This window comes from Neptunomonas concharum (assembly GCF_008630635.1).
Classification (GTDB): Bacteria; Pseudomonadota; Gammaproteobacteria; order Pseudomonadales; family Balneatricaceae; genus Neptunomonas; species Neptunomonas concharum.
Window position 1 is genome coordinate 2,645,390 of record NZ_CP043869.1, and the last position, 24,911, is coordinate 2,670,300.

At 47.1% G+C, this 24,911-nt stretch carries 24 protein-coding genes; 19 read left to right on the top strand and 5 right to left on the bottom strand.

All coding sequences use genetic code 11. The features are described 5' to 3' along the window. Window positions 1–107: 107 nt before the first annotated feature. Window positions 108–1,106, top strand: coding sequence for a GTP-binding protein (locus F0U83_RS12505; RefSeq protein ID WP_138986888.1), 999 nt, complete (start codon window positions 108–110; stop codon window positions 1,104–1,106). Next, window positions 1,081–1,431, top strand: coding sequence for a hypothetical protein (locus tag F0U83_RS12510; RefSeq protein WP_138986887.1), 351 nt, complete (start codon window positions 1,081–1,083; stop codon window positions 1,429–1,431). Before F0U83_RS12505 ends, F0U83_RS12510 begins: the two co-directional genes overlap by 26 nt. On the opposite strand, the gene F0U83_RS12515 is transcribed toward F0U83_RS12510, so the two are convergent. After that, a complete protein-coding gene (locus tag F0U83_RS12515; RefSeq protein WP_138987146.1) occupies window positions 1,397–2,431 on the bottom strand; it encodes a GlxA family transcriptional regulator in 1,035 nt (344 codons plus the stop codon). The two genes, F0U83_RS12510 and F0U83_RS12515, sit on opposite strands and share 35 nt — an antisense overlap. A 278-nt stretch (window positions 2,432–2,709) precedes the next feature. On the opposite strand from F0U83_RS12515, the gene F0U83_RS12520 reads away from it, so the two are divergent. From F0U83_RS12520 to F0U83_RS12535, 4 genes are all read left to right on the top strand, one after another. After that, on the top strand, window positions 2,710–3,933 hold the full coding sequence (locus F0U83_RS12520) for an aspartate aminotransferase family protein (protein WP_138986886.1): 1,224 nt from the start codon (window positions 2,710–2,712) through the stop codon (window positions 3,931–3,933). A gap of 161 nt (window positions 3,934–4,094) precedes the next feature. Next, window positions 4,095–5,231 (top strand): FIST signal transduction protein, encoded by a 1,137-nt coding sequence (locus F0U83_RS12525; protein WP_138986885.1) that lies wholly within the window; start codon window positions 4,095–4,097, stop codon window positions 5,229–5,231. After that, window positions 5,224–7,158, top strand: coding sequence for a putative bifunctional diguanylate cyclase/phosphodiesterase (locus tag F0U83_RS12530; RefSeq protein ID WP_138986884.1), 1,935 nt, complete (start codon window positions 5,224–5,226; stop codon window positions 7,156–7,158). Before F0U83_RS12525 ends, F0U83_RS12530 begins: the two co-directional genes overlap by 8 nt. Continuing rightward, window positions 7,155–7,583, top strand: a complete 429-nt coding sequence (locus F0U83_RS12535) for a pilin (RefSeq protein WP_138986883.1) — start codon at window positions 7,155–7,157, stop codon at window positions 7,581–7,583. Before F0U83_RS12530 ends, F0U83_RS12535 begins: the two co-directional genes overlap by 4 nt. A gap of 7 nt (window positions 7,584–7,590) precedes the next feature. Here F0U83_RS12535 and rlmF read toward each other — a convergent pair whose 3' ends face one another. After that, window positions 7,591–8,535 carry a 23S rRNA (adenine(1618)-N(6))-methyltransferase RlmF gene (gene rlmF / locus F0U83_RS12540; protein WP_138987145.1) on the bottom strand — a complete coding sequence of 315 codons (945 nt, stop codon included), beginning with the start codon at window positions 8,533–8,535 and terminating at the stop codon, window positions 7,591–7,593. Between the two features lie 180 nt (window positions 8,536–8,715). Between rlmF and F0U83_RS12545 the strand changes: the two genes are divergently transcribed. The 5 genes from F0U83_RS12545 to astB are packed head-to-tail and all read left to right on the top strand — an operon-like array spanning window position 8,716 to window position 14,852. Further along, the gene (locus F0U83_RS12545) at window positions 8,716–9,957 is read left to right on the top strand and encodes a hydrolase (RefSeq protein ID WP_138986882.1); all 1,242 of its coding nucleotides are present in this window, start codon (window positions 8,716–8,718) and stop codon (window positions 9,955–9,957) included. After that, complete coding sequence (gene astA / locus F0U83_RS12550) at window positions 9,948–10,961, top strand: arginine N-succinyltransferase (RefSeq protein WP_138986881.1); 1,014 nt, start codon at window positions 9,948–9,950, stop codon at window positions 10,959–10,961. The genes F0U83_RS12545 and astA (F0U83_RS12550) overlap by 10 nt, the downstream gene beginning before the upstream one ends. Window positions 10,962–11,010: 49 nt before the next feature. After that, entirely contained in the window at window positions 11,011–12,039 is a 1,029-nt protein-coding gene (astA, locus tag F0U83_RS12555; RefSeq protein WP_138986880.1) for an arginine N-succinyltransferase, read from the top strand. After that, window positions 12,040–13,509: a succinylglutamate-semialdehyde dehydrogenase gene (gene astD, locus F0U83_RS12560; protein ID WP_138986879.1), complete on the top strand. Its 1,470-nt coding sequence runs from the start codon at window positions 12,040–12,042 to the stop codon at window positions 13,507–13,509. It begins immediately after the preceding gene. Window positions 13,510–13,517: 8 nt separating this feature from the next. After that, window positions 13,518–14,852, top strand: coding sequence for an N-succinylarginine dihydrolase (gene astB / locus F0U83_RS12565; protein ID WP_138986878.1), 1,335 nt, complete (start codon window positions 13,518–13,520; stop codon window positions 14,850–14,852). 58 nt (window positions 14,853–14,910) lie between these two features. Here the strand turns inward: astB and F0U83_RS12570 are convergent, their stop codons facing one another. After that, complete coding sequence (locus tag F0U83_RS12570; RefSeq protein ID WP_138986877.1) at window positions 14,911–15,846, bottom strand: LysR substrate-binding domain-containing protein; 936 nt, start codon at window positions 15,844–15,846, stop codon at window positions 14,911–14,913. A 126-nt stretch (window positions 15,847–15,972) separates the two neighbouring features. On the opposite strand from F0U83_RS12570, the gene F0U83_RS12575 reads away from it, so the two are divergent. The 7 genes from F0U83_RS12575 to F0U83_RS12605 all read left to right on the top strand — a co-directional run bounded on the left by F0U83_RS12575 (window position 15,973) and on the right by F0U83_RS12605 (window position 22,131). After that, a complete protein-coding gene (locus F0U83_RS12575) occupies window positions 15,973–16,536 on the top strand; it encodes a TRAP transporter small permease (protein ID WP_138986876.1) in 564 nt (187 codons plus the stop codon). After that, entirely contained in the window at window positions 16,533–17,831 is a 1,299-nt protein-coding gene (locus F0U83_RS12580) for a TRAP transporter large permease (protein ID WP_138986875.1), read from the top strand. The genes F0U83_RS12575 and F0U83_RS12580 overlap by 4 nt, the downstream gene beginning before the upstream one ends. A 33-nt stretch (window positions 17,832–17,864) precedes the next feature. After that, window positions 17,865–18,863 (top strand): TRAP transporter substrate-binding protein DctP, encoded by a 999-nt coding sequence (gene dctP, locus F0U83_RS12585; protein WP_138986874.1) that lies wholly within the window; start codon window positions 17,865–17,867, stop codon window positions 18,861–18,863. A 76-nt stretch (window positions 18,864–18,939) separates the two neighbouring features. Further along, window positions 18,940–20,058 (top strand): NAD(P)/FAD-dependent oxidoreductase, encoded by a 1,119-nt coding sequence (locus F0U83_RS12590; protein ID WP_138986873.1) that lies wholly within the window; start codon window positions 18,940–18,942, stop codon window positions 20,056–20,058. After that, complete coding sequence (locus tag F0U83_RS12595) at window positions 20,036–20,371, top strand: (2Fe-2S)-binding protein (RefSeq protein WP_138986872.1); 336 nt, start codon at window positions 20,036–20,038, stop codon at window positions 20,369–20,371. The genes F0U83_RS12590 and F0U83_RS12595 overlap by 23 nt, the downstream gene beginning before the upstream one ends. Next, window positions 20,368–21,756: an FAD/NAD(P)-dependent oxidoreductase gene (locus F0U83_RS12600; protein ID WP_138986871.1), complete on the top strand. Its 1,389-nt coding sequence runs from the start codon at window positions 20,368–20,370 to the stop codon at window positions 21,754–21,756. Before F0U83_RS12595 ends, F0U83_RS12600 begins: the two co-directional genes overlap by 4 nt. Window positions 21,757–21,777: 21 nt before the next feature. After that, window positions 21,778–22,131: a RidA family protein gene (locus tag F0U83_RS12605; protein ID WP_138986870.1), complete on the top strand. Its 354-nt coding sequence runs from the start codon at window positions 21,778–21,780 to the stop codon at window positions 22,129–22,131. Between the two features lie 5 nt (window positions 22,132–22,136). On the opposite strand, the gene F0U83_RS12610 is transcribed toward F0U83_RS12605, so the two are convergent. Continuing rightward, the gene (locus tag F0U83_RS12610; protein WP_138986869.1) at window positions 22,137–22,613 is read right to left on the bottom strand and encodes an Lrp/AsnC family transcriptional regulator; all 477 of its coding nucleotides are present in this window, start codon (window positions 22,611–22,613) and stop codon (window positions 22,137–22,139) included. Between the two features lie 223 nt (window positions 22,614–22,836). On the opposite strand from F0U83_RS12610, the gene F0U83_RS12615 reads away from it, so the two are divergent. Beyond that, a complete protein-coding gene (locus F0U83_RS12615; RefSeq protein WP_138986868.1) occupies window positions 22,837–23,895 on the top strand; it encodes an arginine N-succinyltransferase in 1,059 nt (352 codons plus the stop codon). 10 nt (window positions 23,896–23,905) lie between these two features. Here F0U83_RS12615 and F0U83_RS12620 read toward each other — a convergent pair whose 3' ends face one another. Continuing rightward, window positions 23,906–24,802, bottom strand: coding sequence for a LysR family transcriptional regulator (locus F0U83_RS12620; protein ID WP_138986867.1), 897 nt, complete (start codon window positions 24,800–24,802; stop codon window positions 23,906–23,908). Window positions 24,803–24,911 lie beyond the last annotated feature (109 nt).

The following is a 24,911-nucleotide window of genomic DNA, read 5'->3' on the forward strand; positions in this document are numbered from 1 at the left end:
ATCACTGAAAGTTCAGCCGTGATTCACCAAATAAAGTGATAATAAAACACTTCTGAGTTAATCTAAAACTGCCTCTAATTCATACCACACTGTAGAAAAGGAAGTTCATGAAATCTTACAAAGTGCTCTTTGTGGGCTCTCCCGGTTCGGGTAAAACGACCGCTATTCGTGCTATCAGTGAAGTGGATGTTGTAGACACAGATACTAAAGTGTCGGACTCTACTATTAAAAGAAAGCGTACCACCACGGTGGGTATGGATTACGGTAAACTTACTTTAAGTGATGACGCAGTTTTGCACTTATATGGTACCCCCGGCCAAGAACGATTTAAGTTCATGTGGGACCTGATGGTAAGCGACTTAGCGAATGATGCCTCAGCGCTTATCCTGCTGGTCGACAACACCCGTAACTACCCCTTTAAAGATATTGATTACTACCTGAGCGAGTTCTGGGATTACATCGTTAAACGACATTTTGTGATTGCCGTTACCCGCTCTGATCTCCAAAACGAACCGACTGAAGCAGACTACCAACAGCAATTGAAGAACAAAGGGATTATTGCCCCTATCATCTTTATTGATGCCCGGCAGTCTATTCAAGTCCTTGACCTCGTGTCATCTGCGTTAAGCCAAGAGACGCATAATATCAACTGGACAGAGGTTTCCCACCGGGTCGCAAAAACAGAGATCAGCAAACGCAATCCTGACCCTAACTCCCCCCAATTTGAGTGGATGAGAAAAACGCGGGACGTACCCAAGATATCGATTATCGAAGCGGCAACTCAAGTAAGAGGGATACTGGGCGCTACACATATTAATGCTCAGAAAGAGGTGACGGAAACGTCTGTTAACGAGAAAAAATATAATGATCTTTTCTGCTCACTCTCTAAAATAGCAGACACTGTCGAAGGTAAACTGCCAGAGACTGAATTAATTAAGAGTATCTCCTTATATGGCCCCTACCAAGACTCCATATCTGTTTTTCGAGAGCACGATCAGTCTTTAGGTCTAATCACAAAGCAAACAATGACTCATCAACAAATACGCCAGCAGGCCGATGACCTGCTACAGTGGAGCGACAATGTCAAAGATTCTAACGAAGCTTGAATCCTTGGCAGGAACACAATGCAGTGTTCTTTACTCGCAAGGACAATCCGCTTTCTCTACGTTCCCGGTGGAGAAAAGCCGTTATGCAAAACTGGCTTACCAAGCTTTTCATCATATTTTCAAACATGCCCATCGTGTTAATACGAAATATGATGAAGCTCACCTTCAGATAGGAAACGAGCGTTATATTTGCTTTCAAGTAGCACAAGAGTGTTTTTATATCAGCTTACTACCGCCCAAGAGTGATATAAATAAGGCTCAAAAAGTGATTCGTGGTGCGCATAAAGTGCTCACGAAGCTACATAACTCGACCGCCCCAACATAACCGGCTCACTGTCAGGATTAGATTCTACATCCCGCTTACGCTCTTCCCTTGGGGTAATTCCATAATGATTACGGTATGCAGTGCTAAAATAGGAAGCACTTGAAAAGCCACAAGCCAGCCCTACCTGCAGAATCGTTTTATCACTCTGTCGTAATAGTTGCCGTGCCTGCTCAAGCCGTAAATCCAGATAATATTTAGAGGGTACGGTTTGCAGGTGCTTTTTAAACAGCCGCTCTAAATGGCGTCGGGATACGCCTACATGATGCGCTAAATCATCAGTGGACAAAGGCTCCTCTATGTTCATCTCCATCAAGGTAACCGCCTCTATCAATTTAGGCTGGCTGGCTCCGATTCGTGCTTTCAAAGGGATTCTCTGCTGCTCTTCTGAAGTGCGCATCCGCTCATAGACAAACTGCTCTGAAATGGAGGCTGCCAAGTCCATCCCATGCTCTTTGCCAATCAAAAATAACATCATATCCATCGCCGCAGTGCCACCACTGCACGTGTAGCGATTACCGTCAATCTCAAATAAATTATTCGTCACTTGCGTATTGGGGAAATCTTCTTTGAGACTCGCTATATCCCACCAGTGAATAGTGGCCCGATAATTATTCAAGAGACCTGCACAGGCAAGTAGATAAGACCCAGTACCTATGCCACCCAGTGCAATATTTGCGTGGCGCTGTTTTCTCAACCAACCAATGACTGCCTCGTTACCCGTACGTGCCACAGGGCTTGCACCACAGACAAAAAGCGCATCTAAAGTCGGCATATCATTCAAACTGCAATCAACCAGTGTTTGCACACCAAAGCTACTCGCCACCGCTTCACCATCATGACTGATCAGTAAGGTTTCATAGCACTCATCCCCCGTTACCCAATTAGCCATTCTTAAGGGCTCAATAGCGGATGAGAACGCAATCAACGAAAAGTTAGGTAGCAATAAAAAGCCGAATCTTTTGGGTCCGGTTTTTTTTTCTTCTATGGTCTGTTTAACCATTGCCAAGTGACAAACCTCTTAATATTCTTCTTATATCGGGTCGAGCGAAAGAATACTGATCTTTTTTAACCAATTCCTTAGCCTCACTTCTAAATGTCAGCTTAGCGCAACTTCGTGTCGCGCTACAGAAATTAGAGACCTGTTTTCTAAAACGTTTTTTAAAGATACTGAATAAACAGATTCAGACAGCGCTTTCTATAAGTAAATCGAAGCGTCTGTCACGGGCATGTGCGGACGCCCGCCATTAAGATCCGTATCAAGAATGAGGAAGTACACCCATGTCTAAACAACCGGTTAATCGCGCTCTTTTTGATGACGTAATGGTTCCTAATTACAACCCTCAACAGATGGTACCAGTGCGCGGTCGAGGTTCACGAGTATGGGATCAGGAAGATAACGAATATATCGACTTCGCTGGCGGTATCGCTGTCAACGCCCTAGGGCATGTACACCCTGAACTCGTTGCTACATTGAAGGAGCAAGCCGATAAACTTTGGCATCTCAGTAATACCTTTACAAACGAGCCTGCTTTAAGACTGGCAAATTTACTAAAAGAAACGACATTTGCGGATAAAATATTCTTTTGCAACTCAGGTGCAGAAGCCAATGAAGCGGCATTCAAACTCGCGCGTAAATATGCGTATGATAACTTCGGCCCTGAAAAGCATGAAATCATAGCCTTCTACCAAGGTTTCCATGGCCGTACCTTGTTCACCGTTTCCGTCGGTGGACAAGCCAAATACCGTGAGGGCTTTGAGCCTGCACCCGGTGGTATCACGCATGTTCCATTTAATGATTTGGAAGCACTTAAAGCCGCCATTTCTGATAAAACGTGTGCGGTTGTCATGGAGCCAATTCAAGGTGAAGGTGGCGTTATTCCTGCTGACCCTGAGTTTGCCAAAGGCGTTAGGGAATTATGTGATCAGCACAACGCACTGCTTGTGTTTGATGAGATACAAACCGGCGTAGGCCGTACTGGTCATCTCTATGCCTATATGGGCTTAGGTGTAACACCTGATATTTTAACGTCCGCTAAAGCGCTTGGGGGCGGCTTTCCAATAGGAGCTATGCTGACAACTGACCGAGTAGCACCAAGCTTCGGATTCGGCACCCACGGCAGTACCTATGGCGGAAACCCACTTGCCTGTGCGGTGGCAGAAAAAGCCGTAGAGCTGATTAATACACCCGAAGTGTTAGGACAAGTTGCTGGCAAACGCGCTGTATTTGTTGAAGAGCTCGACAAAATTAACGCCAAGCATAGCATTTTCACTGAAGTGCGCGGCGATGGGTTGCTCATTGGCGCTGAATTGACAGAGCAATGGCATGGGCAAGGTGCAAAATTCCTCGCCGCTGCTCGAGAAGAAGGCTTGATGATTCTAGTCGCAGGGCCTAACGTTTTGCGTATGGCACCCTCACTGATCATTCCAGATGAAGATATTCGTGATGGTATGGCACTTCTGGATAAAGCGGTAGAAAAAGTGATCAATAGCCAAGCAAACTAGGCTAAATCACACCCTGCCATACTCGTTATAGTATGGCAGGTTCCCCCTTTCTTTTCTCCTAAATCTAAATAAACACCGCTCTAATACCTATGTTGGCCTGAATTCTTTAATATCCTGCACTAAACTGACAGTTATACATTAGCTGAATTGATAGGGCTCTTATGAGAATTTTCCAAAGCCAGTTTATAAATGGGCAATGGAGCCAAGTCCTCCCTTGCCAAAACGATGCCCAGTGGGTACTAATCTTCGGAGACAGAGAGCTAATACAATCAAGCACCATACAAGCACAACTCTCCTCTGCTTTCCCTTTTGCACAAACAGTAGGCTGTACCACCAGTGGCGAGATCTCGGATATCGAGATTTACGATAACACTTTAGTCCTCACCGCCATCTCATTTGAGAGCAGTTCAATCCAAGCTGTGAGTTGTAATATCAACGCTTTTTCATCTAGCTTTGAGGCGGGTGTTCATCTTACTGATCAATTACCTAAAGAAAACCTCAAGCATTTATTTGTTCTCTCTGATGGCCAGCTTGTGAATGGAACCGAGCTAGTCAATGGGATTACTCGCGATCTAGATACACACATTATGCTCAGCGGCGGAATGGCTGGAGATGCAGATCGTTTTGAAGAGACCTTGGTATGGCATAACAAGAAAGTCGAATCAGGCCTAATTGTTCTTATAGGCTTCTATGGAGAGCATTTAAATATTGGATACGGCTCTTTAGGAGGGTGGGATACGTTTGGCCCTGACAGACTCATTACCCGCTCCAAAGGCAATGTTTTATATGAAATGGATGACCAACCAGCCTTAGATCTCTATAAAAAATATTTAGCTGATCATGCCTCAAAATTACCCGCATCAGCTTTGCGCTTCCCATTACGGGTTCGGAATATTGAGGATAATCAAAGCGTTGTAAGAACCATTCTTAGCGTCAATGAGGAAGATAAAAGCATGACCTTTGCAGGAGATGTTCCTCAGGGGGCTTACGCTAGATTAATGATGGCTAATCTTGACCGCCTTATCGATGGTGCTCAAGGGGCTGCTCAAAAAGCGCTTCAATCCGCCAATCAAGAAGCAGAGTTTGCAATTCTTATCAGCTGTGTCGGGCGTCGCCTTGTTCTCCAGCAAAATACGGAAGCTGAGCTAGAAAGTGCAAAAGATGTCCTATCTGAGCGCTGCAAAATTACGGGCTTTTACTCTTATGGCGAAATTTCACCCATAGAGGGAGCAACTGTCTGCGGGCTACACAATCAGACCATGACAATTACAACCTTCTCAGAGTCCCAGCATGCATAAGCTTTTACAACGGCAATTGAGGCGCCACCTAAAAGACGCGCTTCCTGCCGAGTCGCTCTCTGACTTCCTAAATGCTGTAGATGATGCTTATCAACAGTCGGATCAAGATCGCGCACTCATTGAAAGATCCTTAGAGCTCACTTCACTTGAGCTGAATGAGCGCAATGCGTTGTTACGTGCTCAAATTAATGAGCTAGAAGACACGCATATTAAGCTTGAACAGTCCATCTCAACCCTTAGTGCTATTTTTGACTCCACAGGCGAGGCCATACTCTCATTCGATGCCCATGGAAAACTGATAAAATGTAATGACATGGCCTCATCTTTGTTATCCATCCCTATTTGCGAAGGTACTGATACTCTCCATAGCTTTCTAGTAAAAATTTACCGTTTGGTTGATAACCCCAGCACCATCATTCATGACCTGCAACATTTGAAAAGCACCCCAAAAAAACATTGCTTTGGAATACTTCATCTCAAAAACAACCAAATTTATGAATATCACTCCTCCCCGCAACTACAAGGAAACAACCTATTAGGTCGCGTATGGTGTTTTAGAAATATATCCGATGTGAAAAAAAATGAAGCACTACTGATCCACCAAGCTCACCATGATCAGTTAACCAACCTCCCCAATCGAACGCTTCTCGAAGATAGGCTTAAACACGCACTAAATCTGGCTGATGGCACCAATAAAAGCACGGCTATACTTTACATTGACTTAGATAACTTCAAGAAGGTCAATGACACCTCTGGGCACCAAGCTGGGGATCAACTACTCATTGAGGTAGCAAGCCGCACACAAAACTGCTTAAGAGAACAAGATACGCTAGCACGAGTCGGAGGGGATGAATTCATCATCCTGCTGGAAAACATCCAAAATAATACATTAGCTACCATTGTGAGCAACCGTATTATTCAGGCTCTAAAAGAACCATTCTTATTAGAAAATGAGCAATATTTTATCTCCTGTAGTATTGGCATCAGTTTATCACCACGGGATGGGACAACCTCTGAACTACTGCTCAAAAAAGCGGATATGGCGATGTACCACGCAAAATCCCAAGGCCGCTCCAATTTCCAACACTTTGATCCCGCATTGGAGCAGTTTGCGCTGCAATACCTATCCATAGAAAACAAACTAAGGGAAGCGCTTGAGCAGAGTCATTTAGAAATACACTTCCAGCCACAAGTCAATTTATCTAACCTCGAATTTAGTTCTGTCGAAGCACTTATTCGTTGGAAAGATGACAACGGGAAATACATTTCCCCGATGACGTTTATTCCTGTTGCCGAACAAGCAGGTTTAATCAATGAAATTAGTAACTGGGTATTCCACCAAAGCTGCCAGCAAATTGTATACTGGCGAAGCCTAGGCCTTTCACCTGTTACGATCTCTATTAACTTATCGCCAAGGGAGCTGCTTGATACCCATTTGCCACAGCGTCTCCAGCATATACTCCAAGAGTATGGAATTTCAGGTGAGCACTTCGAGCTAGAAATTACCGAAACTATGTTTTTGGAAGATATAAAGTTTGTAAAGAAAGTACTATCACGTATCCGAGCACTCAACATCAGCATTGCTATTGATGATTTCGGAACCGGTTACTCCTCTCTGCGCTATCTACAACAGCTCCCGATAGATACACTAAAAATTGATAAGTCGTTTGTTTTGCACTTAATGGATAATCCACAAGATGCAGCCATTGCTAACTCCATCATATCCTTAGGAAAAAACCTAGGTATCAAAGTCGTAGCAGAAGGCGTTGAAAACTTATCTACATCCTTATATCTTAAGGAACAAGGATGTGACCTTGCACAAGGTTTCTTTTATCATCGCCCAACGTGTGCTGAAAAAATAACTTCACTTTTACTCCATCAACATTCGGCAAATAACACTCATATACAAGGAATGCTTGCAGAATGAGCTTACTCATCCGCTGGACTATGGTTGCCGTCATTATTTTGGGCGGGCTTCAATTATTCCAACTCAAAAGAACCGCGCACTACATTAACGCAAGCTTTGTCGCGGAAGGCTTAGCCAGTGCAACTCGCCTTAAAGTGATGGTCGCACAGCATTATTATATGCAAGGTGAGCTACCCTCCTCTCATGAAGAAGCCAATATACCTCCCCCTGAATCATTCGCCACCAAAGCGCTAAAAAGTGCAACAATCATGGGTAAAGGGACAATCAAACTCTTATATAACGAGAAATCAGGCATCGATGGGGGAAGTATTTTACTGATACCCAACCAAGCGGACGCCATGACGGATCTGACTTGGCGCTGTGTCAGCTTTAGCTTTAAAGGTATCGAGAAAATAGCACCACAGTGCTCTTATCAGGGTGAATAACCCTCGCTTAAAAATGCCAGGCCAAAAAACGGCTTTGTTTTTGGCCTTGAGCCATATTTACCGTGCGTACTTGCACGGCGTTTATGTGTTTAAGCTGCTGACGCAACGGCGCAAGGTTTTCTTTTTTTGAGACCAGTGTTGTAAACCAGCCTACCTGTTGACTGTAGTTCTGACTTTCTTCGATCATTCGCTGAATAAAAAGCCTCTCTCCACCTTCACACCATAACTCGTTACTTTGCCCACCAAAATTCAGAGTAGGCATCTGCCCCGCTATATCCTTAGCGGATTGGCCTAGGTTCCGTAACTTTCGCTTTGTTCCCTTAGAAGCTTCTTTAGCCGATGTGTGAAATGGCGGGTTGCATAGTGTGAAATGGTAATAATCCTTAGCACCGATGACACCATCAAAAATATGACGGGCTTCAGCTTGCAGCTTAAACGCCAGATTTTTCTTCAGTGCAGGATTAGATTGGGCAATCAATGTAGCTGCTTTGATAGCAACACTATCTATATCCGTGCCGGTAAATGACCAACCATATTCAGAACAACCAATGATAGGATAGATACCGTTAGCCCCCGTCCCGATATCTAACCCCCTAACACCCCGCCCCGTTGGCACTATGCCTCCATGCGATTCCGCCAGTAGATCAGCCAGGTGATGGACATAATCAGACCGCCCAGGTATGGGTGGGCACAAATAACCTTCAGGTAAATCCCAAAAGTTAATGGCATATGCCTGCTTTAGCAGTGCTTGATTTAATAATTTAACAGCCACAGGATTGCTAAAATCAACCGAAGGGTTGCCGGAAGGCGCAATGACAAGCCATGCTTTCAAATCGGGTAACAGCTGACATAGAGCGTCAAAATCATATCCAAAACGATGCTTATTACGAGGGTGTAACCCTTTCTTTACACGCTGACTCTCTTGCTTTTTATCTTTTCTCACATCAACCATACAACATTCACCTACCCACTGAGTAGGCAAGTGTACTCCTTCATTTGCTTTGTAAACACTGTCATCTTCATTGGCTTAACATGCTCCTCAGGGCGCAATACTGAAAATCAGGTCGCATAGACGACAGAAACTTTTCTGATAGTCGCTAATAATGAGAAGATCAGAAAAAGGATTATGAACATGACATTTGATTACACGCCTTGGTTAGATTGGTTAGATACACAACAAGATTTGATGCTGCAGCGCACTCTTGAGCTGTCACTCATCAATTCTGGCACGTTAAATGCCGAAGGCGTCAATCACGTTCGCCAGACCCTCAGCGATTATTGCGAATCGCTAGGCGGTACAATCGAAGTCATACCTGTTCCTGATTATGAATATGTCGCCACCAATGGCGTTGTAGAAACCACCCCGCTAGGTGATGCTCTACGTATTAAAAAACGCCCTGACGCTCCTTTACAGATATTTTTCTGCGGCCATATGGATACCGTATTCCCTATTGACCATCCTTTTCAAAACGTGACATGGCTGGATGACAACACACTCAATGGTCCAGGTGTCGCCGATCTTAAAGGTGGGCTGTTAGTCATGCTAAAAGCTATTGAAGCCCTAGAGCGCAGTCCATGGGCAGATAAAATCGGCTGGGAGATTCTCTTTAATCCCGATGAAGAGATAGGTTCTCCAGGTTCTGCTCCATTGATAGCCGATGCGGCTACACGCGTTGACTTAGGCATGATCTACGAACCTTGTATGCCCGATGGTACGTTGGCTGGAGCCCGTAAAGGCAGTGGTAATTTCAGCGTTGTGGTCCGGGGTAAGGCTGCCCATGCAGGGAGAGAACACCATCTTGGCCGTAACGCAATTCGGGCAATGAGCGATTTTATTTCAGCCCTAGATGACCTCAATGGGCAGCGAGAAGGCGTGACGATTAACCCAGGTTTTATTGAAGGGGGCGGCGCTGTCAATATCGTTCCTGAGCTGTGCATCTCGCGTTTCAATATCCGACTAGAGCAACCAGAAGATGAGCAGTGGTGTTTAGATCACATCAATCAGTTAATTCAGAATCTGAATGGCCGTGATGGCATACAAGCACAACTGCACGGAGGTTTTGGTCGCAAGCCCAAAGTGTTATCACCCGCTAACCAAAGGCTTTTTGAATTGGCACGCGATTGTGGCAGTGAACTGGGTATGCCCATTCGCTGGCAAGCAACGGGGGGTTGTTGTGATGGGAATAATCTTGCAGCGGCAGGTATCCCCAACATAGACACATTAGGTGTCCAAGGCGGGAAAATACACTCATCAGAGGAGTATATGCTCGTCAGCAGCTTGGTAGAAAGAGCCAAACTCAGTGCCTTATTACTCATGAAACTGGCTACTACAGAAGACCTGGGCTGGCTCAAGGAGAACCCCGAATGCTGTTAATTCGCCCCCTTACCTTTGCTGATCTTCAAGGTTTAGAGAGGCTAGCTGTCATCTCTGGTGGTAAAATGACCACCTTACCAGCCAACCGAGATCACTTAAGCGAACTGATTAGCAAAACTCAGCGATCTCTCAAGAAAACAATAGACCGCTACAGTGATGAGAGTTATCACTTCGCCCTCGAAGACCTTGAGCGAGGCGAGATCGTAGGCGTCTGTGGTATCGATGCCAGCGTCGGATTAAACACGCCCTTCTATAGCTACCGCATAGATGAGGTGGTTCATGCATCTAACGAACTACAGATCCATAATCGCATACCCGCGCTACACCTTTGCCAAGACTATACCGGTGCCGCTCGCTTATGTACGCTGTTTCTGGACAAAGCCTATCGTAATGAGGCTAACCTTAATCTGCTATCCCGCAGCCGTATGCTCTTTATCGCCCAGAACCCTGAGCGCTTCTCAAGCCGTCTTATAGCTGAACTACAAGGCGTTGCTGATGATCAAAACCGCTCCCCTTTCTGGGAGTGTTTAGGGCGGCACTTTTTTAATATGGACTTCACAAAAGCCAATTACCTTACGGGGATAAACTCCAGAGGCTTCATTGCAGATTTGATGCCCCACTACCCTGTATACGTTCCACTACTGTCGGCAGAAGCACAAGCGGCGTTGGGCAAACCCAGACCGGATATGTCTACAGTAGAGTCGTTACTCCTTTGCGAAGGCTTTAATTTTAAAGGTTACGTCGACATCTTTGATGCAGGACCAACACTGGAAACTCGCACGCTGGATGTTCGCTCTGTCGTGCAAAGCCAGTTAAAGACCATACAGATTGGCGAACCTGTCGAAAATGGGGACCTGCAGCCTGCATTAATCAGTAATCTGAGTCGAGAAGCATTTCGCTGTGTGTCAGCTTCAATCAATATCACTCAGCCCACGCTGACTCAGGAGGTTGCTGACTTACTGAACCTACGCCAAGGTGATCAGGCTCGCATTATCCCACTCTGAATTAAGCTAGTCGGCAATTAGTACCGTGAGAACAGGAGAGATTTAAACAATGATGGTAGTCCGCCCAATACAGGCAGAAGATTACACAGCACTGAGAGAGCTGGCTCGCAAAACAGGCCCAGGCTTTACCTCGCTTCAGGATAACGATACTCAGGTTGCTGCAAAGCTGGAAGCCGGTTTAGCCGCATTTTCCGCCTCCCCCCCTCTGGCAGAGGCTTTATATCTGTTTGTCATGGAAGAAACGGAGACCAATGAAGTCGTTGGCATATGCGGTATTGAGTCGGCTGTTGGCCTGTCTGAACCGTGGTACAACTATCGCGTTGGTACGTTAGTACACGCCTCACGCGAACTAAAAGTTTATAACCAGATCAATACGCTCACAATAACCAATGACCATACCGGCTATTCTGAGCTGTGCACCCTATTTTTAAGTCCTGATGCACGCCATAGTAAAAATGGATCGTTACTGTCGAAATCGCGTTTTATGTTTTTGGCAGAGTTCCCGCAACGCTTCAATGAACATCTCATCGCTGAAATGCGAGGCTACTCCGATGAAAACGGCATTTCACCCTTTTGGGAGGGGCTCGGACGGCACTTTTTCTCACTCGATTTTACAGAAGCAGACCGGCACTCATCCATGAACAAAGTTTTCATTGCCGAGCTTATGCCTAAAAATACGATTTATACCAATCTGCTCCCCAAAGAAGCCCAAGAAGCGATTGGTAAAACCCACGAAGCCACAACTCCCGCCCGCCGTTTACTCGAAAATGAAGGGATGCGATACACCGGCTACGTCGATATCTTTGATGGTGGCCCAACACTCGAAGCACGTATACACGACATTCGAGCCGTGCAAGAGAGTCAATATGTCAAAGCGCATATTGCCGATCTACCATCCGAAGGTGAACTCTATCTGATCAGCACGACGGAATTTTCAAATTTCCGCTGTTGCATGTCACCCATTACACGCGTCAGCAAAAACTTGGTCACCGTCAGCCCAGACGTGGCAAGTGCCCTAAATATCAATGAAGGCAGCACGATCCGTATTGTACCGCTGTCTTCTGGAAGGAGATTTTAAATGAGTGCATCACTTTTTATTAATGGCCAATGGTTAGAAGGCCGCGGACATATGTTCCAATCACACAACCCTGCAACAGGCGAGGTTATATGGTCTGGCGCATCAGCAGATGCAGAGCAAGTAGATGCCGCCGTCGCCGCTGCACGTACAGCCGCACCTCATTGGTCTAACCTCTCTTTTGAGCAACGCTGCGAGCAGGTTCGTCGCTACGCTGAACAACTGACCACTCATAAAGAAGAACTCGCTCGCACCATAGCTGAAGAAACCGGCAAACCTTTCTGGGAAACACAAACAGAAGCCGCTGCGATGATCGGAAAAATTGACATCTCGATTAAAGCTGCAGCAGAGCGGACAGGAGAGCGCAGCAGCGATATGGCAGGCGCTAAAGCGGTACTACGCCATAAACCGCACGGTGTTGTGGCGGTATTTGGCCCTTACAACTTCCCAGGGCACCTACCTAATGGCCATATCGTACCCGCATTAATTGCGGGTAATACCGTCATTCTAAAACCGAGTGAAATGACCCCAAAAGTAGCTGAGCTGATGGTACAGCTCTGGGAAAAATCGGGTCTTCCAACCGGTGTAATCAACCTTGTACAAGGTGAAAAAGAAACCGGTATTGCGCTAGCTGCTCATGATGGCTTAGATGGATTATTCTTTACCGGCAGTTCCCGTACGGGTCATTTGCTGCATGAACAGTTCGCCGGTCACCCAGGAAAGATTTTGGCTTTAGAAATGGGTGGAAACAACCCATTAATTATCGACCAAATCAGCGATATCAAAGCTGCGGTTCACGAGACTATCCAATCTGCTTATATTACTTCAGGACAACGTTGCACCTGTGCACGTCGCCTGTTCGTCCCTAATAATGACACTGGCGATCAATTCCTAAATGAACTCAAAGAGGCTGTTGCACTGATCAAAGTCGGTGGGCAATTTGATGAACCCGCACCTTTCATGGGAAGCCTGATTTCAGAAGCGGCAGCTGACGGCATGATTGCAGCTCAACAGCGTCTGTTAGATATTGGGGCAAAATCACTGTTAACCATCGAGAAAATCAAACCAGGCACAGGCTTGATCACACCCGGCTTAATTGATGTCAGTGCGGTTGAAGTATTGCCTGATGAAGAGTATTTCGGCCCGCTGTTACAAGTGATTCGCTATACCGACTTAGATGATGCTATTCGCCAAGCCAATGCAACGCAATATGGCTTATCGGCGGGCTTCTTCAGTGACAATGCTGAGCGTTTCGACTACTTCTACCGCCGCATCCGTGCAGGTATCGTCAACTGGAACAAGCAGTTAACCGGTGCTAGCAGTGCAGCACCTTTTGGGGGTATCGGCGCCAGCGGCAACCACCGTGCCAGCGCCTACTATGCAGCGGATTACTGCGCTTACCCTGTAGCCGGTATCGAAGCTGAAAAACTGAGCTTGCCTGAGAGTTTATCTCCCGGCCTAACCTTGAACTGAGGGATACTATGAACGCCGTAGAAGCAAATTTTGACGGGCTCGTAGGCCCAACGCACAACTATGCAGGACTGTCATTCGGCAATGTCGCCTCCGAGAACAATATTGCTCAGGCGTCAAACCCTAAACTCGCGGCGCTGCAAGGTCTTGCTAAAATGAAAGCCCTACACGATCTGGGGATGACCCAAGGGGTATTGGCGCCTCAGGAGCGTCCAGATCTGAACACGCTTCGGCGACTGGGGTTTAGCGGTAGCGATGCAGATGTGCTCGCTGCTGCTGCAAAACAAGCACCACGCCTTCTGGCCGCCTGTTGTTCAGCCTCCAGTATGTGGACGGCCAACGCGGCCACGGTATCACCGAGCGCCGATACACGCGATGGCAAAGTCCACTTTACGCCAGCCAATTTAACTAACAAATTTCATCGTTCTATTGAGCACGAAGTCACAGGGCGTATTCTGCAAGCCACCTTTGCTGATGAAAAACATTTTGCTCATCACAGCGCCCTCCCCGGCGTCGAGCACTTTGGTGATGAAGGTGCCGCAAACCATACCCGTTTCTGCCATGACTACGGTAAAGCAGGCGTTGAATTTTTCGTCTTTGGCCGCTATGCATTTGATGGTAGTAAGCCAGCTCCGCAACGCTATCCGGCACGCCACACCTATGAAGCCTCCGAAGCAGTCGCACGGTTACATGGATTACGCCAAGAAGGTGTCGTTTATGCCCAACAAAACCCCGTTGTTATCGACAAAGGGGTCTTCCACAACGATGTTATCGCTGTAGGCAACCGCGATCTTTTGTTTTGCCATGAAGAAGCATTCCTCAATCAAGCAGAGGTGAAAAATCAACTCAGTAGAGCAATGCAGGATCAATTTCATGTAATCGAAGTGCCTTCTCATCGTGTTTCTGTTGAGGATGCCGTAAAAAGCTATTTGTTTAACAGCCAGTTACTTAACGTTAAGGGTAAAACGGTATTGGTCATTCCTGAAGAGTGTCAGCAAATACCCAACGTTTGGGCTTACCTTAACGAGCTGCAAAGTGGTACTGCCCCTATTGATGAGCTCAAAGTGTTCGACCTCAAGCAAAGTATGAGTAACGGCGGCGGCCCGGCTTGCCTGCGCCTACGGGTAGTACTCAATGAGCAGGAAAAAGCAGCTTGTAACGCGCACACCTTGATGAGCGAAGCTTTATATAGCCAGCTAACTACTTGGGTAGAAAATCACTACCGCGACCGTTTGCTAGAAAGTGACTTAGCTGACCCCTTACTGCTTAATGAGTCGCGCAGTGCCTTGGATGAGCTAACCCAGATTCTCAACTTGGGTTCCGTGTACCCATTCCAACGCGTTTAGCTCCAGTTACTTATGTTTCGAGTTGTTCTTCTGTCACCGGGCGCAAGCCCGGTTTTTTTCACTCCAACATGCTTTCAAACAATCCAAGGCTACTTATCTGCAACTGCTTAAGTTCTTTACGCATCAGCTTTACGAAGGACAACGTCATGGCTGATTTAGTTTTATGGGCAGGAAAAATCAAGTTGTAGCGGTAAGCAATACGGGGCTCAAAGCGTTTAACCACAACCCCTAGCTTTTGATAATGCAGTGCTGTGATAGGCTCAACTAAAGAAACCCCGCTACCCGCTAACACCAATGCGCACGCGCTGTAGGCTAATTGCGTGTCCACTAATAACTGCCGACTTACCCCTGCCGAATCAAAAACGCTGTCAATCTTATGGCGAATACTCTGCTCAGTGCCTAAAGAGATAAACGCTTCCCCTTCCAAATCGGCGGGTGAAATATAACTTTTGGCTGCCAAACGATGACCTGGTGGCAAAATACACACCAAGCGGCTCTCAGCCAGAGGCTCCATTTCTATCGAAGCATCCGCTAAGGGAATAGCGGACACAACGCCTAGATCATATTGCTGACTAGCCACTAAGTCCGCCACTTGCTGAGTACTACGTACTTGCAATGAAAAAGAGACTTCAGGATGAGCTTGGCTAAATAGTTGTGTCACCTTTGGAATAAACTCTACGGAAACCGCCGGCATTGAGGCTACACGTAATGAACCTATATGGCAGGCACGTAAATCATCGGCTGCACGGGCCAATGTTTCAATAGAGACAAATGAGCGTTCGACCTCGGCATAAAATACATGTGCTTCGGGGGTTGGAATCAGACGCTTCTTGTGGCGCTCGAACATCTGCACGCCCACTTCTTCTTCAAAATCGCTTAATAGGCGACTGACCGCCGGTTGGGAGACACACAAAATACCGGCGGCTCCGCTGGTTGTTCCGCTAATCATCACCGCCCGAAATGCCTCAATTTGCCGGTAGGTTAAACGTGCCATCCTCTACTCCACTTAATAACAAAATATTATCAAGTGATACTAATAAACGATTTGATGTTATTTATGCAACTCTTCATTATTAATCAAACATTCACCTCATTTACACAATAACAATGCGAGGTCTCAATGGAACAACTGTTTCGTTATGTACTTACAGCACTGATCAGTACGGTTGCCGCCTGCCAATTCATTCAGGTGATTACCCGCTATGTGTTCGAGACGCCTATCATGGGGCTCGAAGAAGCTGCATTAATTCCGACCATCTGGCTTTATATTTTAGGTAGTGTTAACGCTTCCCGAGAAGATACACAGATACGCGCCAATGTATTAGAAATCTTTCTGAAAACCCCAAAAGCCAAACTGATCCTACACACCTTATCTGAAGCCATTAGCATCGTGATATCGATCTGGCTGACATGGTGGGCCTGGAAATATTTCAGCTACGCCTTACGCGTTTGGAAAGAGTCTCCCACCCTTTATATACCCACCTTTGTCTACGAATCAGCGCTGTTTATCGGCCTACTACTCATGACGTTATTTACCCTATGGCACCTCTATCGCCATCTGCAGTACTTGTTTGGTTTCAAAGCAATTCCAGAAGATCTGTTTGGTGATCCAGAGATCGCATCAACCCCGGAATTAGATGAAATGCAATTATTGGCTGATCGTAACAAAGGACAAGCATCATGATAGAGATCGCTATTCTCGCTTTTGCTGTACTCGTAGTTTTGTTAACGCTAGGCGTCCCGCTGCCTTACTGCTTTGGCGCAGGGTTAATGGTCATGACATTGGTCGGCGAAGCCACTATGCGCGGCATGATGCTGTGGGGGTTTAGTCAGCTTACCAACCCCGTACTGTTAGCTATTCCTTTGTTTGTCTTTGCCGGAACCATCATGAGCGTCAGTGGCATTGCTGCCAGTTTGCTCAAGTTTGTTAACATCTTTGTAGGCAGGGTTCGCGGGGGATTAGGCGTTGTCGCAACAGTTAGTTGCGCCATTATCGGCGCAATATCCGGGAGCGGACTCACCGGTGTAGCAGCGATTGGCCCTTTACTGATTCCTGAAATGGAAAGTAAAGGGTACCCAAGGGCCTATGCCACGGCGCTGGTCGCTAACTCTTCAATCCTTGGTCTGCTGATTCCCCCAAGCGTAACCATGATTGTTTATGGCTGGGTGACCGACACCTCAATTCTGGCAAGCTTCCTCGCCACTCTGGGTCCTGGCCTGCTGATTATGCTGAACTTTTCCATCGTCAATATGATAATGGCACGTAAGTTTCCGTTAGTGCTCGATGAGCCGATGGATACCGCAGCACTGATGAAACATGCCAGTAAGCGTACTATCAATGCGATCCCTGCGTTACTGATGCCGGTGATTATTCTAGGTGGTATCTACGGCGGCATTATGACGCCCACCGAGGCCGCCGCTGTTTCTGTGATCTACGCATTGCCTGTTGGTTTTATGATTTACAAGGGGCTGACATTCCGCACGTTACTGGATGCTGGTAAAGAGTCTGCTTCTGCTGTCGGTGCAATCCTCATCATGATTTTGTTCAGTCTAATGCTGAGTCAAATCTACGTTATGGAGGATATTCCTCAGGCACTGGTGGACAAAATCTTTGAGTTCACCGATAACAAAGTGCTGTTACTTATTATGATCAATCTGTTCCTGTTTGGGATCGGTATGATCGTGAACGACATCACCGCTATCATTCTAACAGCTCCCCTATTGCTTCCTTTGATGACAGCGCTTGGCGTTAGCCCTGTTCAATTCGCTGCCATTATGGGTGTTAACACCGCGATGGGAGGCGTTACTCCACCTTATGCCAGCATTCTCTACCTAGGGGCGCGTATCGGTAAAGTGAAATTCACTGAAGTCGTTAAGCCCGCCATGATTTTGCTGATTTTTGGTTACATTCCTGTCGTGATTTTGGTCTCTGTCTGGCCTGATCTCTCGGAATATATTCCACGTGCCTTTGGCTATTAAACCCTGCTCATCCTAAATACTCGGGAGAAAACAATGAAAACAAACCTGGTAAAAAAACTTGCGCTGGCTGTCGCCATCTCCGCTTCTATGAGCGCTATTGCACAAGCTGCGACACTTAAATTGTCCCATGTGCGCCCTCAAGAGACGGCCATCGATGTGGATGCTAAACGCTTTGCAGCAGATGTTGCTGAAGCGACAGAAGGCAAAGTAAAAATCAAAATTTATCCTGCCAGCTCACTCGGTGATTACACCGTGGTACAAGAGCGTGTTGGCTTGGGTGCAATTGATATGGCCGTCCAACCACCCGCATCCAGCGCCGATAAGCGCTTCCAAGTGGTGTATATGCCTTATCTGGTAAAAACCTGGGACGACGCTCAAAAGGTGTTTGCCAAAGGCTCACCTATGCGACAAACCGTTGCTGACCTGTATGGTGCTCAGGGAATTAAGGTACTCGGCGCGTGGCCAGTTTATTTTGGGGGTATCTCGCTAAACAAAGAGATCGACAATGCCGCTGATCCAACGGTAATGAAAGGTGCAAAACTGCGTGTTCCACCGATCAAAACATTCCAGCTGACAGCAGACAATATCGGCTTTATCGGCTCCCCTCTACCGTTCTCGGAAGCCTTCACTGCGGTTCAAACCGGTGTTGTTGATGGCGTCATGGGCTCAGGTGCAGAAGGCTACTACGCATCGTTCCGTGATGTAACGAAAAGCTACCTGCCTATCAACACCCACTTTGAAATGTGGTACCTGATTATCAGTGATGAAGTCTTCTCTGAGCTTGATGGAAAACACCAAGAAAAACTGATGGCAGCCGCCGAAAAGTTCGAAAACAGCCGCTGGGAAACCGCACGTGCGGATCAATCAAAAAATGAGCAGCTTCTGGCCAAAGCCGGTGCCACCATCGTTCCGGTTTCTGATGAGCAAATTGAAGCTACCGCTAAAATCGTTCGCGAGAAAGTCTGGCCGGAAGTGATCAACGATATTGGCGCAGAATGGGCTCAAGGCGTATTGGATAAAGCCCTGCAATAAGCGTTTCTACCCTTGTCTCATTTGTCCGGCGCTACGGCGTCGGGCTTTTTTAATCTTACAGGACATTGTCTGACTTATGCGTTTAACTGAAAGCCAACACGGCACAGATATCTGTGTGCTGGGAGGAGGCATCGTCGGTCTAGCCATCGCTCTGGGTCTGCTTCGTAATGGTCATCAGGTCACTCTTTTAGATGAAGGTGATATTGCACTGCGCGCGTCCCGCGGAAATTTTGGTCTTGTCTGGGTTCAGGGAAAAGGAGATACCTTACCTGAATATGCAGCAATCAGCCGACAATCCGCCAAACTATGGGGCACCTTAGCCGAGCGCTTACAGGCATCTACGGGAATTGATATACAGCTTCAGCAACGGGGAGGCTTATACGTTTGCCTACACGAAGATGAGCTTAAAAAGCGCCAAACCATGCTCATGACAATGCAACAAGCTGCCGGCGGGGATTATCCATTTAAAACACTGGATCTGGCAGAAGTTCGCGAATTTTTTCCACAGATTGGTCCTGAAGTCGCAGGCGCAACTTGGTGCCCTGAAGACGGCCACCTCAATCCACTGCTGTACCTGCGCGCTATGACCGAAGCGTTTAGCCAACAAGGTGGGATACTGGTCACAGGTAGCCGAGTCGACAAAATAATCCCTCAATCGACTGGCTTTAAAGTCGAGACAGAAACTCACACTGTTCATTGTGACAAAGTCGTCTTAACAGCAGGCTTAGGTAACCGTGATCTAGCGCCGATGGTGGGGCTGTCTGCTCCCGTTGTTCCGAATCGCGGACAAGTACTGATCAGCGAGCGACTCGACCCGTTTATCCATTATCCTACGGGTCATGTTCGTCAAACGGCAGAGGGTACTGTACAGATCGGTGACTCTAAAGAAGATGTCGGCTTTGACAGCGGTACCACCCTTGATGTTATGGCCAAGATTGCCGCCCGCGCCCGAAAAATGTTCCCTATTTTAGATAAAGCTCGTTTAGTCAGAGCTTGGGGAGCACTTAGGGTAATGACACCCGATGGCTACCCCATCTATGAACAATCCACCCAATATCCGGGCGCTTACTTAGTTACCTGTCATAGCGGTGTGACATTGGGAGCACTTCACGAAGGCCCCTTAGCCGATTGGATATCGAGCGGCCAAACCCAACTACCTCTGGAGGTGTTTCATGCCAAACGCTTCGAGCTTTAATCGCCTCCCGACTCACGACGGTCATTGGGTTACCGTGTGGGTTGAAGGGCAAGCGATCAAAGTACGCTCTCATGACTCAGCCGCAGCTGCGGTATTAGCCGCAGGATTGAACGCCAGCCGCACCAGCGCGGTAAGCGGCAGCGCTCGTGCGCCCTATTGCATGATGGGCGTATGTTTTGAATGTCTGCTCGAAATAAACGGAGAAGAGAACGTGCAAGGGTGCATGACCCAGGTTTCGGAAGGGATGCACATACGCCGCCAACAGCGAGCACGCCATTTGGTCGATGATTTATCAGTAGAGGTTAAATCATGAAAAGTGACATCTATGACCTAATCATTATCGGTGCAGGCCCAGCGGGTATGGCGGCGGCTGCCACAGCGGCACAAAAAAAACTGCGCGTAGCCATACTCGATGAGCAACAGACACCCGGCGGGCAGATTTATCGTAGTATAAAACAGCCTGCCCCAGCGGATGAGCACATCCTTGGGCCTGATTACTATTATGGCCGTCATCTCTTAGAAGGGTTAGAAAATGCGCCTGTGACTTACCTACCCGGCACCATGGTTTGGTCGATTGATGATGATCTAAACATCGCGTTTAGTCGCAACGGTTGCAGTGAAAAACTACAAGCTAAACGTATCTTACTAGCCACGGGCGCAATGGAACGACCGGTTCCCTTCGTGGGTTGGACAACCCCCGGGGTTATGACCTGTGGGTCCGCACAAATCCTGCTAAAAACCAGTGGGCTAACACCTGCATTGCCTTTAGTACTGGCAGGAAGCGGGCCTTTATTGCTATTGATCGCCGTACAGCTGCACCGAGCGGGTGTACCCATTAGCGCCATTTTAGATACCACCCCAAAAGGCCGCTATCGCAGTGCATTGCGTTATCTCCCTAATGCGTTAAAAAACACCCCACTACTCCTGAAAGGGGTGGGACTGTTACTGACACTGAAAAAAGCAGGCATTCGTTATATTAACCACGTGACTGACCTGACCGCTATCGAAGGCAATAATGGCCATATAGAACAGGTTTTATTTTCGAGCGCTAAGGGGCAGGAAAGCCTTACCTGCACGACCCTGTTAGTACACCAAGGCGTGGTGCCTAACACCCAGCTGAGTCGCGCTTTACAGCTCAAGCATCAGTGGGATGAACTCCAACAATGCTGGCGTCCCGAGCGAGATCGTTGGGGCGAAACATCTAAACGAGGTATCTTTATTGCCGGCGATGGTGGCGGTATTGCAGGAGCCAAAGCCGCTGAGTATCAAGGTCAGCTCAGCGCCCTTAAAATTGCAACGCAACTTAATGCATCATCAACTGATAGTTTGCAAAAAGAAGCGTCGGGTATAGAAAAACGCCTGCAACAGCAGTTATCTGTCCGCCCATTTTTGGATCACTTATACCAACCGGCAAACTCCTTTCTGTTACCGCCTGATGAAACCATCGTATGTCGGTGCGAAGAAGTCACCGCCGGAGAAATTCGCAACATTGCTAAACTGGGTTGTACCGGCCCCAACCAGACAAAATCCTTTTGCCGTTCAGGCATGGGGCCTTGCCAAGGGCGTTTATGTGGACTCACTGTCGCTAATCTGATTGCGGACGTTCACCAACTACCCGTGAATGAGGTAGGCTACTACCGAATTCGCACACCGATCAAACCATTAACCATCGGTGAGCTAGCCGATTTAGCTGAATAGGCCCAAACACTAGGAGAATCTATGTCTATCCAACGTTACGAAACAGGCGCACGTATGAGCCGCGCTGTGGTCCATAACAACACGGTTTACCTGTGTGGACAGGTGGCTGAAGACCGCACCGCCGGTATCACCGAGCAAACACAGACCATGCTGGCTAAAGTGGATGCGTTGTTAGCCTCTGTCGGTAGTGATCGCGAGCATATCTTATCAGCTACCATCTATGTGAAAGATATGAGCCTGTTTGCCGACATGAATGCGGTATGGGACAACTGGGTACCAGCAGGCCACGCGCCTGCTCGCGCGTGTGTCGAGGCCAAAATGGCATCGCCTGAGCTACTCGTAGAAATTTCAGTAGTAGCTGCAGTAAAAGCATAGCCTGTTTAGCTATCTAATAGCTGATCCAGCGGGTATCCCCGAAAAGGTTTACCCGTTTCTAACACCACATGACTACTGATGTTGATCTGCCCAGGAATCAAGTCTAGTAAGCGATCATTGATCGCGTTATAGCGCAGCATATCAGGTGCTACAATTTTCAGGAAGAAATCAAACACGCCACTGACCGTATCACACTCCACTACCTCAGGAATCTCTTGTGCCGCTTGGCGAAATAAACGAAATGCTTCTGTGCTTTGATCTTTAAGGCTTACCGTCGCAATCACAGTCACACTGCGACACAACTTCGGCAGATTTAAAACAGCCATGTAAGGGCCGATATAACCGGCTTCCTCCAACTTTTTAACACGACTCAAGCAAGAACTAGGCGATAAGCCCACTTTGTCAGCCAGGTCCTGATTCGTCATTCGAGCTTCTTTCTGCAAAGCCGAAAGAATCTTTCGGTTAATCCGATCAAGCGTCATTTTAAAACCTTTTTTTATTATTTATAACGGACCATAAAACGATAATAGCCTCTACTTACAGGATATTCACCAAAAAGTAGTTTCTCAGGATAAAGCCGAATAAAATTCGGTAATATGTTTTTTTTCAGAAGATTATTAATGATAGATCGGTTATTTAAACAGCTCATTTTGCGGATTGACGACTAAAATTAGCCTATAACAACGAGAAATAAGCGAGCCATCTATGCTGATTATCCGCCCGTGTACAGAATCCGATCTGGACGACCTACTCCATATATCCCATGTTGTCGGAAAAGGCATGACCTCTATGCCCGCCGACAAGCAAGCATGGATGGACAAGATCACCGCATCAGCAGAGGCCTTTGATAGCCAAAAAGCGCCCCAAGAGATCAGCACCTATTTTATGGTGCTAGAGGATACAGAGACCGGCCATCTTGCCGGTACAACTGCTATCTACACAGGCGTTGGCTTAAGTCGCCCATTTTACTCCTATAAAATCTCCACCTTAGTTAATAGCTCTTCTGATTTAGGGCTTATTCGCCAAACCCGCGTATTGAGTTTGGTGAATGATTACACTGGGGCAACCGAGATCGGCTCTCTTTATCTATTACCCGAATATCGCAAACCAGGCGTTGGTCAGTTTCTGTCCCGTGCTCGCTTTTTAACACTCGCTGATTTTCCTGAGCGATTTGGTAACCAAGTCATCGCAGAGTTACGTGGCTGGCAGGATGAAAATGGCCGCTCCCCGCTATGGGAGAACTTAGGTAAGCCATTCTTTGATATTGAGTTTCAAGATGCTGTGAACACCGCCGCCTTAAAAGGTACGCAATTTATCTCCGACTTGATGCCTAAATATCCAATTTATATCGACCTATTACCCGATGAGGCTCAAGCTGTAATCGGCAAACCTCATGACTCTTCAGCGCCGGCTTTGCATATGCTGAAAAAAGAAGGCTTTCAGTTCAGCGGCTATGTGGATCTCTTTGACGGCGGCCCATCCGTCCAATCTGAAACCAGCCAGATCCACAGTGTGAAATCTAGCCAGACAGGATCGTTCCAGATTGTGAGTAAACTGTCTGAAACCTGCGAGCGCTATCTTATCAGCAATGGCGATCTTGATAATTACCGTGTCGCACTCGCACCGGCGCTACTACAGGACGATGGCAGTCTGCTTATTGAAGCGGATGTTCAAACCCAACTTAACGTGCAGACAGGCCAGCCTATTCGCTATATTCGGATGAATCAGGCATCGGTCAAAATGCCCAAAGCTGTCGCAGCTTGAGGCTGCTGTGCTACTGAGTCGGTGAGGCAGTACCCTGCTTCGCCTGTTCAATAAACGCTGTAAGGTAGTCGGTTTTAAGATCGGTTGAGCGTTGCCCCAAAAAAATTTGCTTGTAGATACCTTCACCCAACCGCAGCGGCTGTATAGCCATGCGCTGTTGATACTCGGATACTAACCATCCCGGCAAGGCTGCTACACCACGCCTTGCGGCTACCATCTGCAGCATGATGTCGGTTGTTTCAATGGTTTTATGTTTTTTAGGCTGGCAATTAGCAGGTGTTAAAAACTGGCTAAAAATATCTAATCGCTCAGGCTCTACGGGATAAGTAATCAAGGTTTCGTTGATTAATTGCTCAGGTGTCACCGAAATGTTCCTTGCTAAAGGGTGGCTATCAGCGACCACTAGCACCTGCTCATAATCAAACACTGGCTCATAATGTAAACCGCTACGAAATAACGGGTCCGGAGTGACTAAGATATCAATCTCATGTGCATATAGAGCCCCTATACCTCCAAACTGGAAGCGTTGCTTAACATCCACATCCACCTCAGGCCAAGCACTGAGGTAGGGGCTGACCACCTTTAACAACCATTGATAACAAGGGTGGCACTCCATACCGATACGTAATGTACCGCGTCGCCCAGCTGCTATTTCACTCACTACCTCTTCAGCTAACTCTAATTGAGGTAATAACCGCTCGGCTAACCGCAAGAGGTACGTCCCAGCGGCAGTAAGACGCAGTTGCCTGCCCTCTTTCTGCCATAAGAGCGTCCCTAATCGCTGCTCCAGCTTTTTAATGCTATGGCTCAGCGCAGGTTGGGTCAGACATAACTTATCAGCCGCTGCGGTAAGAGAACCGTATTGGTTTACGGCTCGTAAAATTTCTAAATGGCTTCGCTCTAGCATGGCCAATATCACCCACACAAATCATGAATAAAATTTATAGATAGATAAAACAATACCATTATTTTTTATTGGTAACGATCACTACTATGAGACTCATCGCTTAATTTGA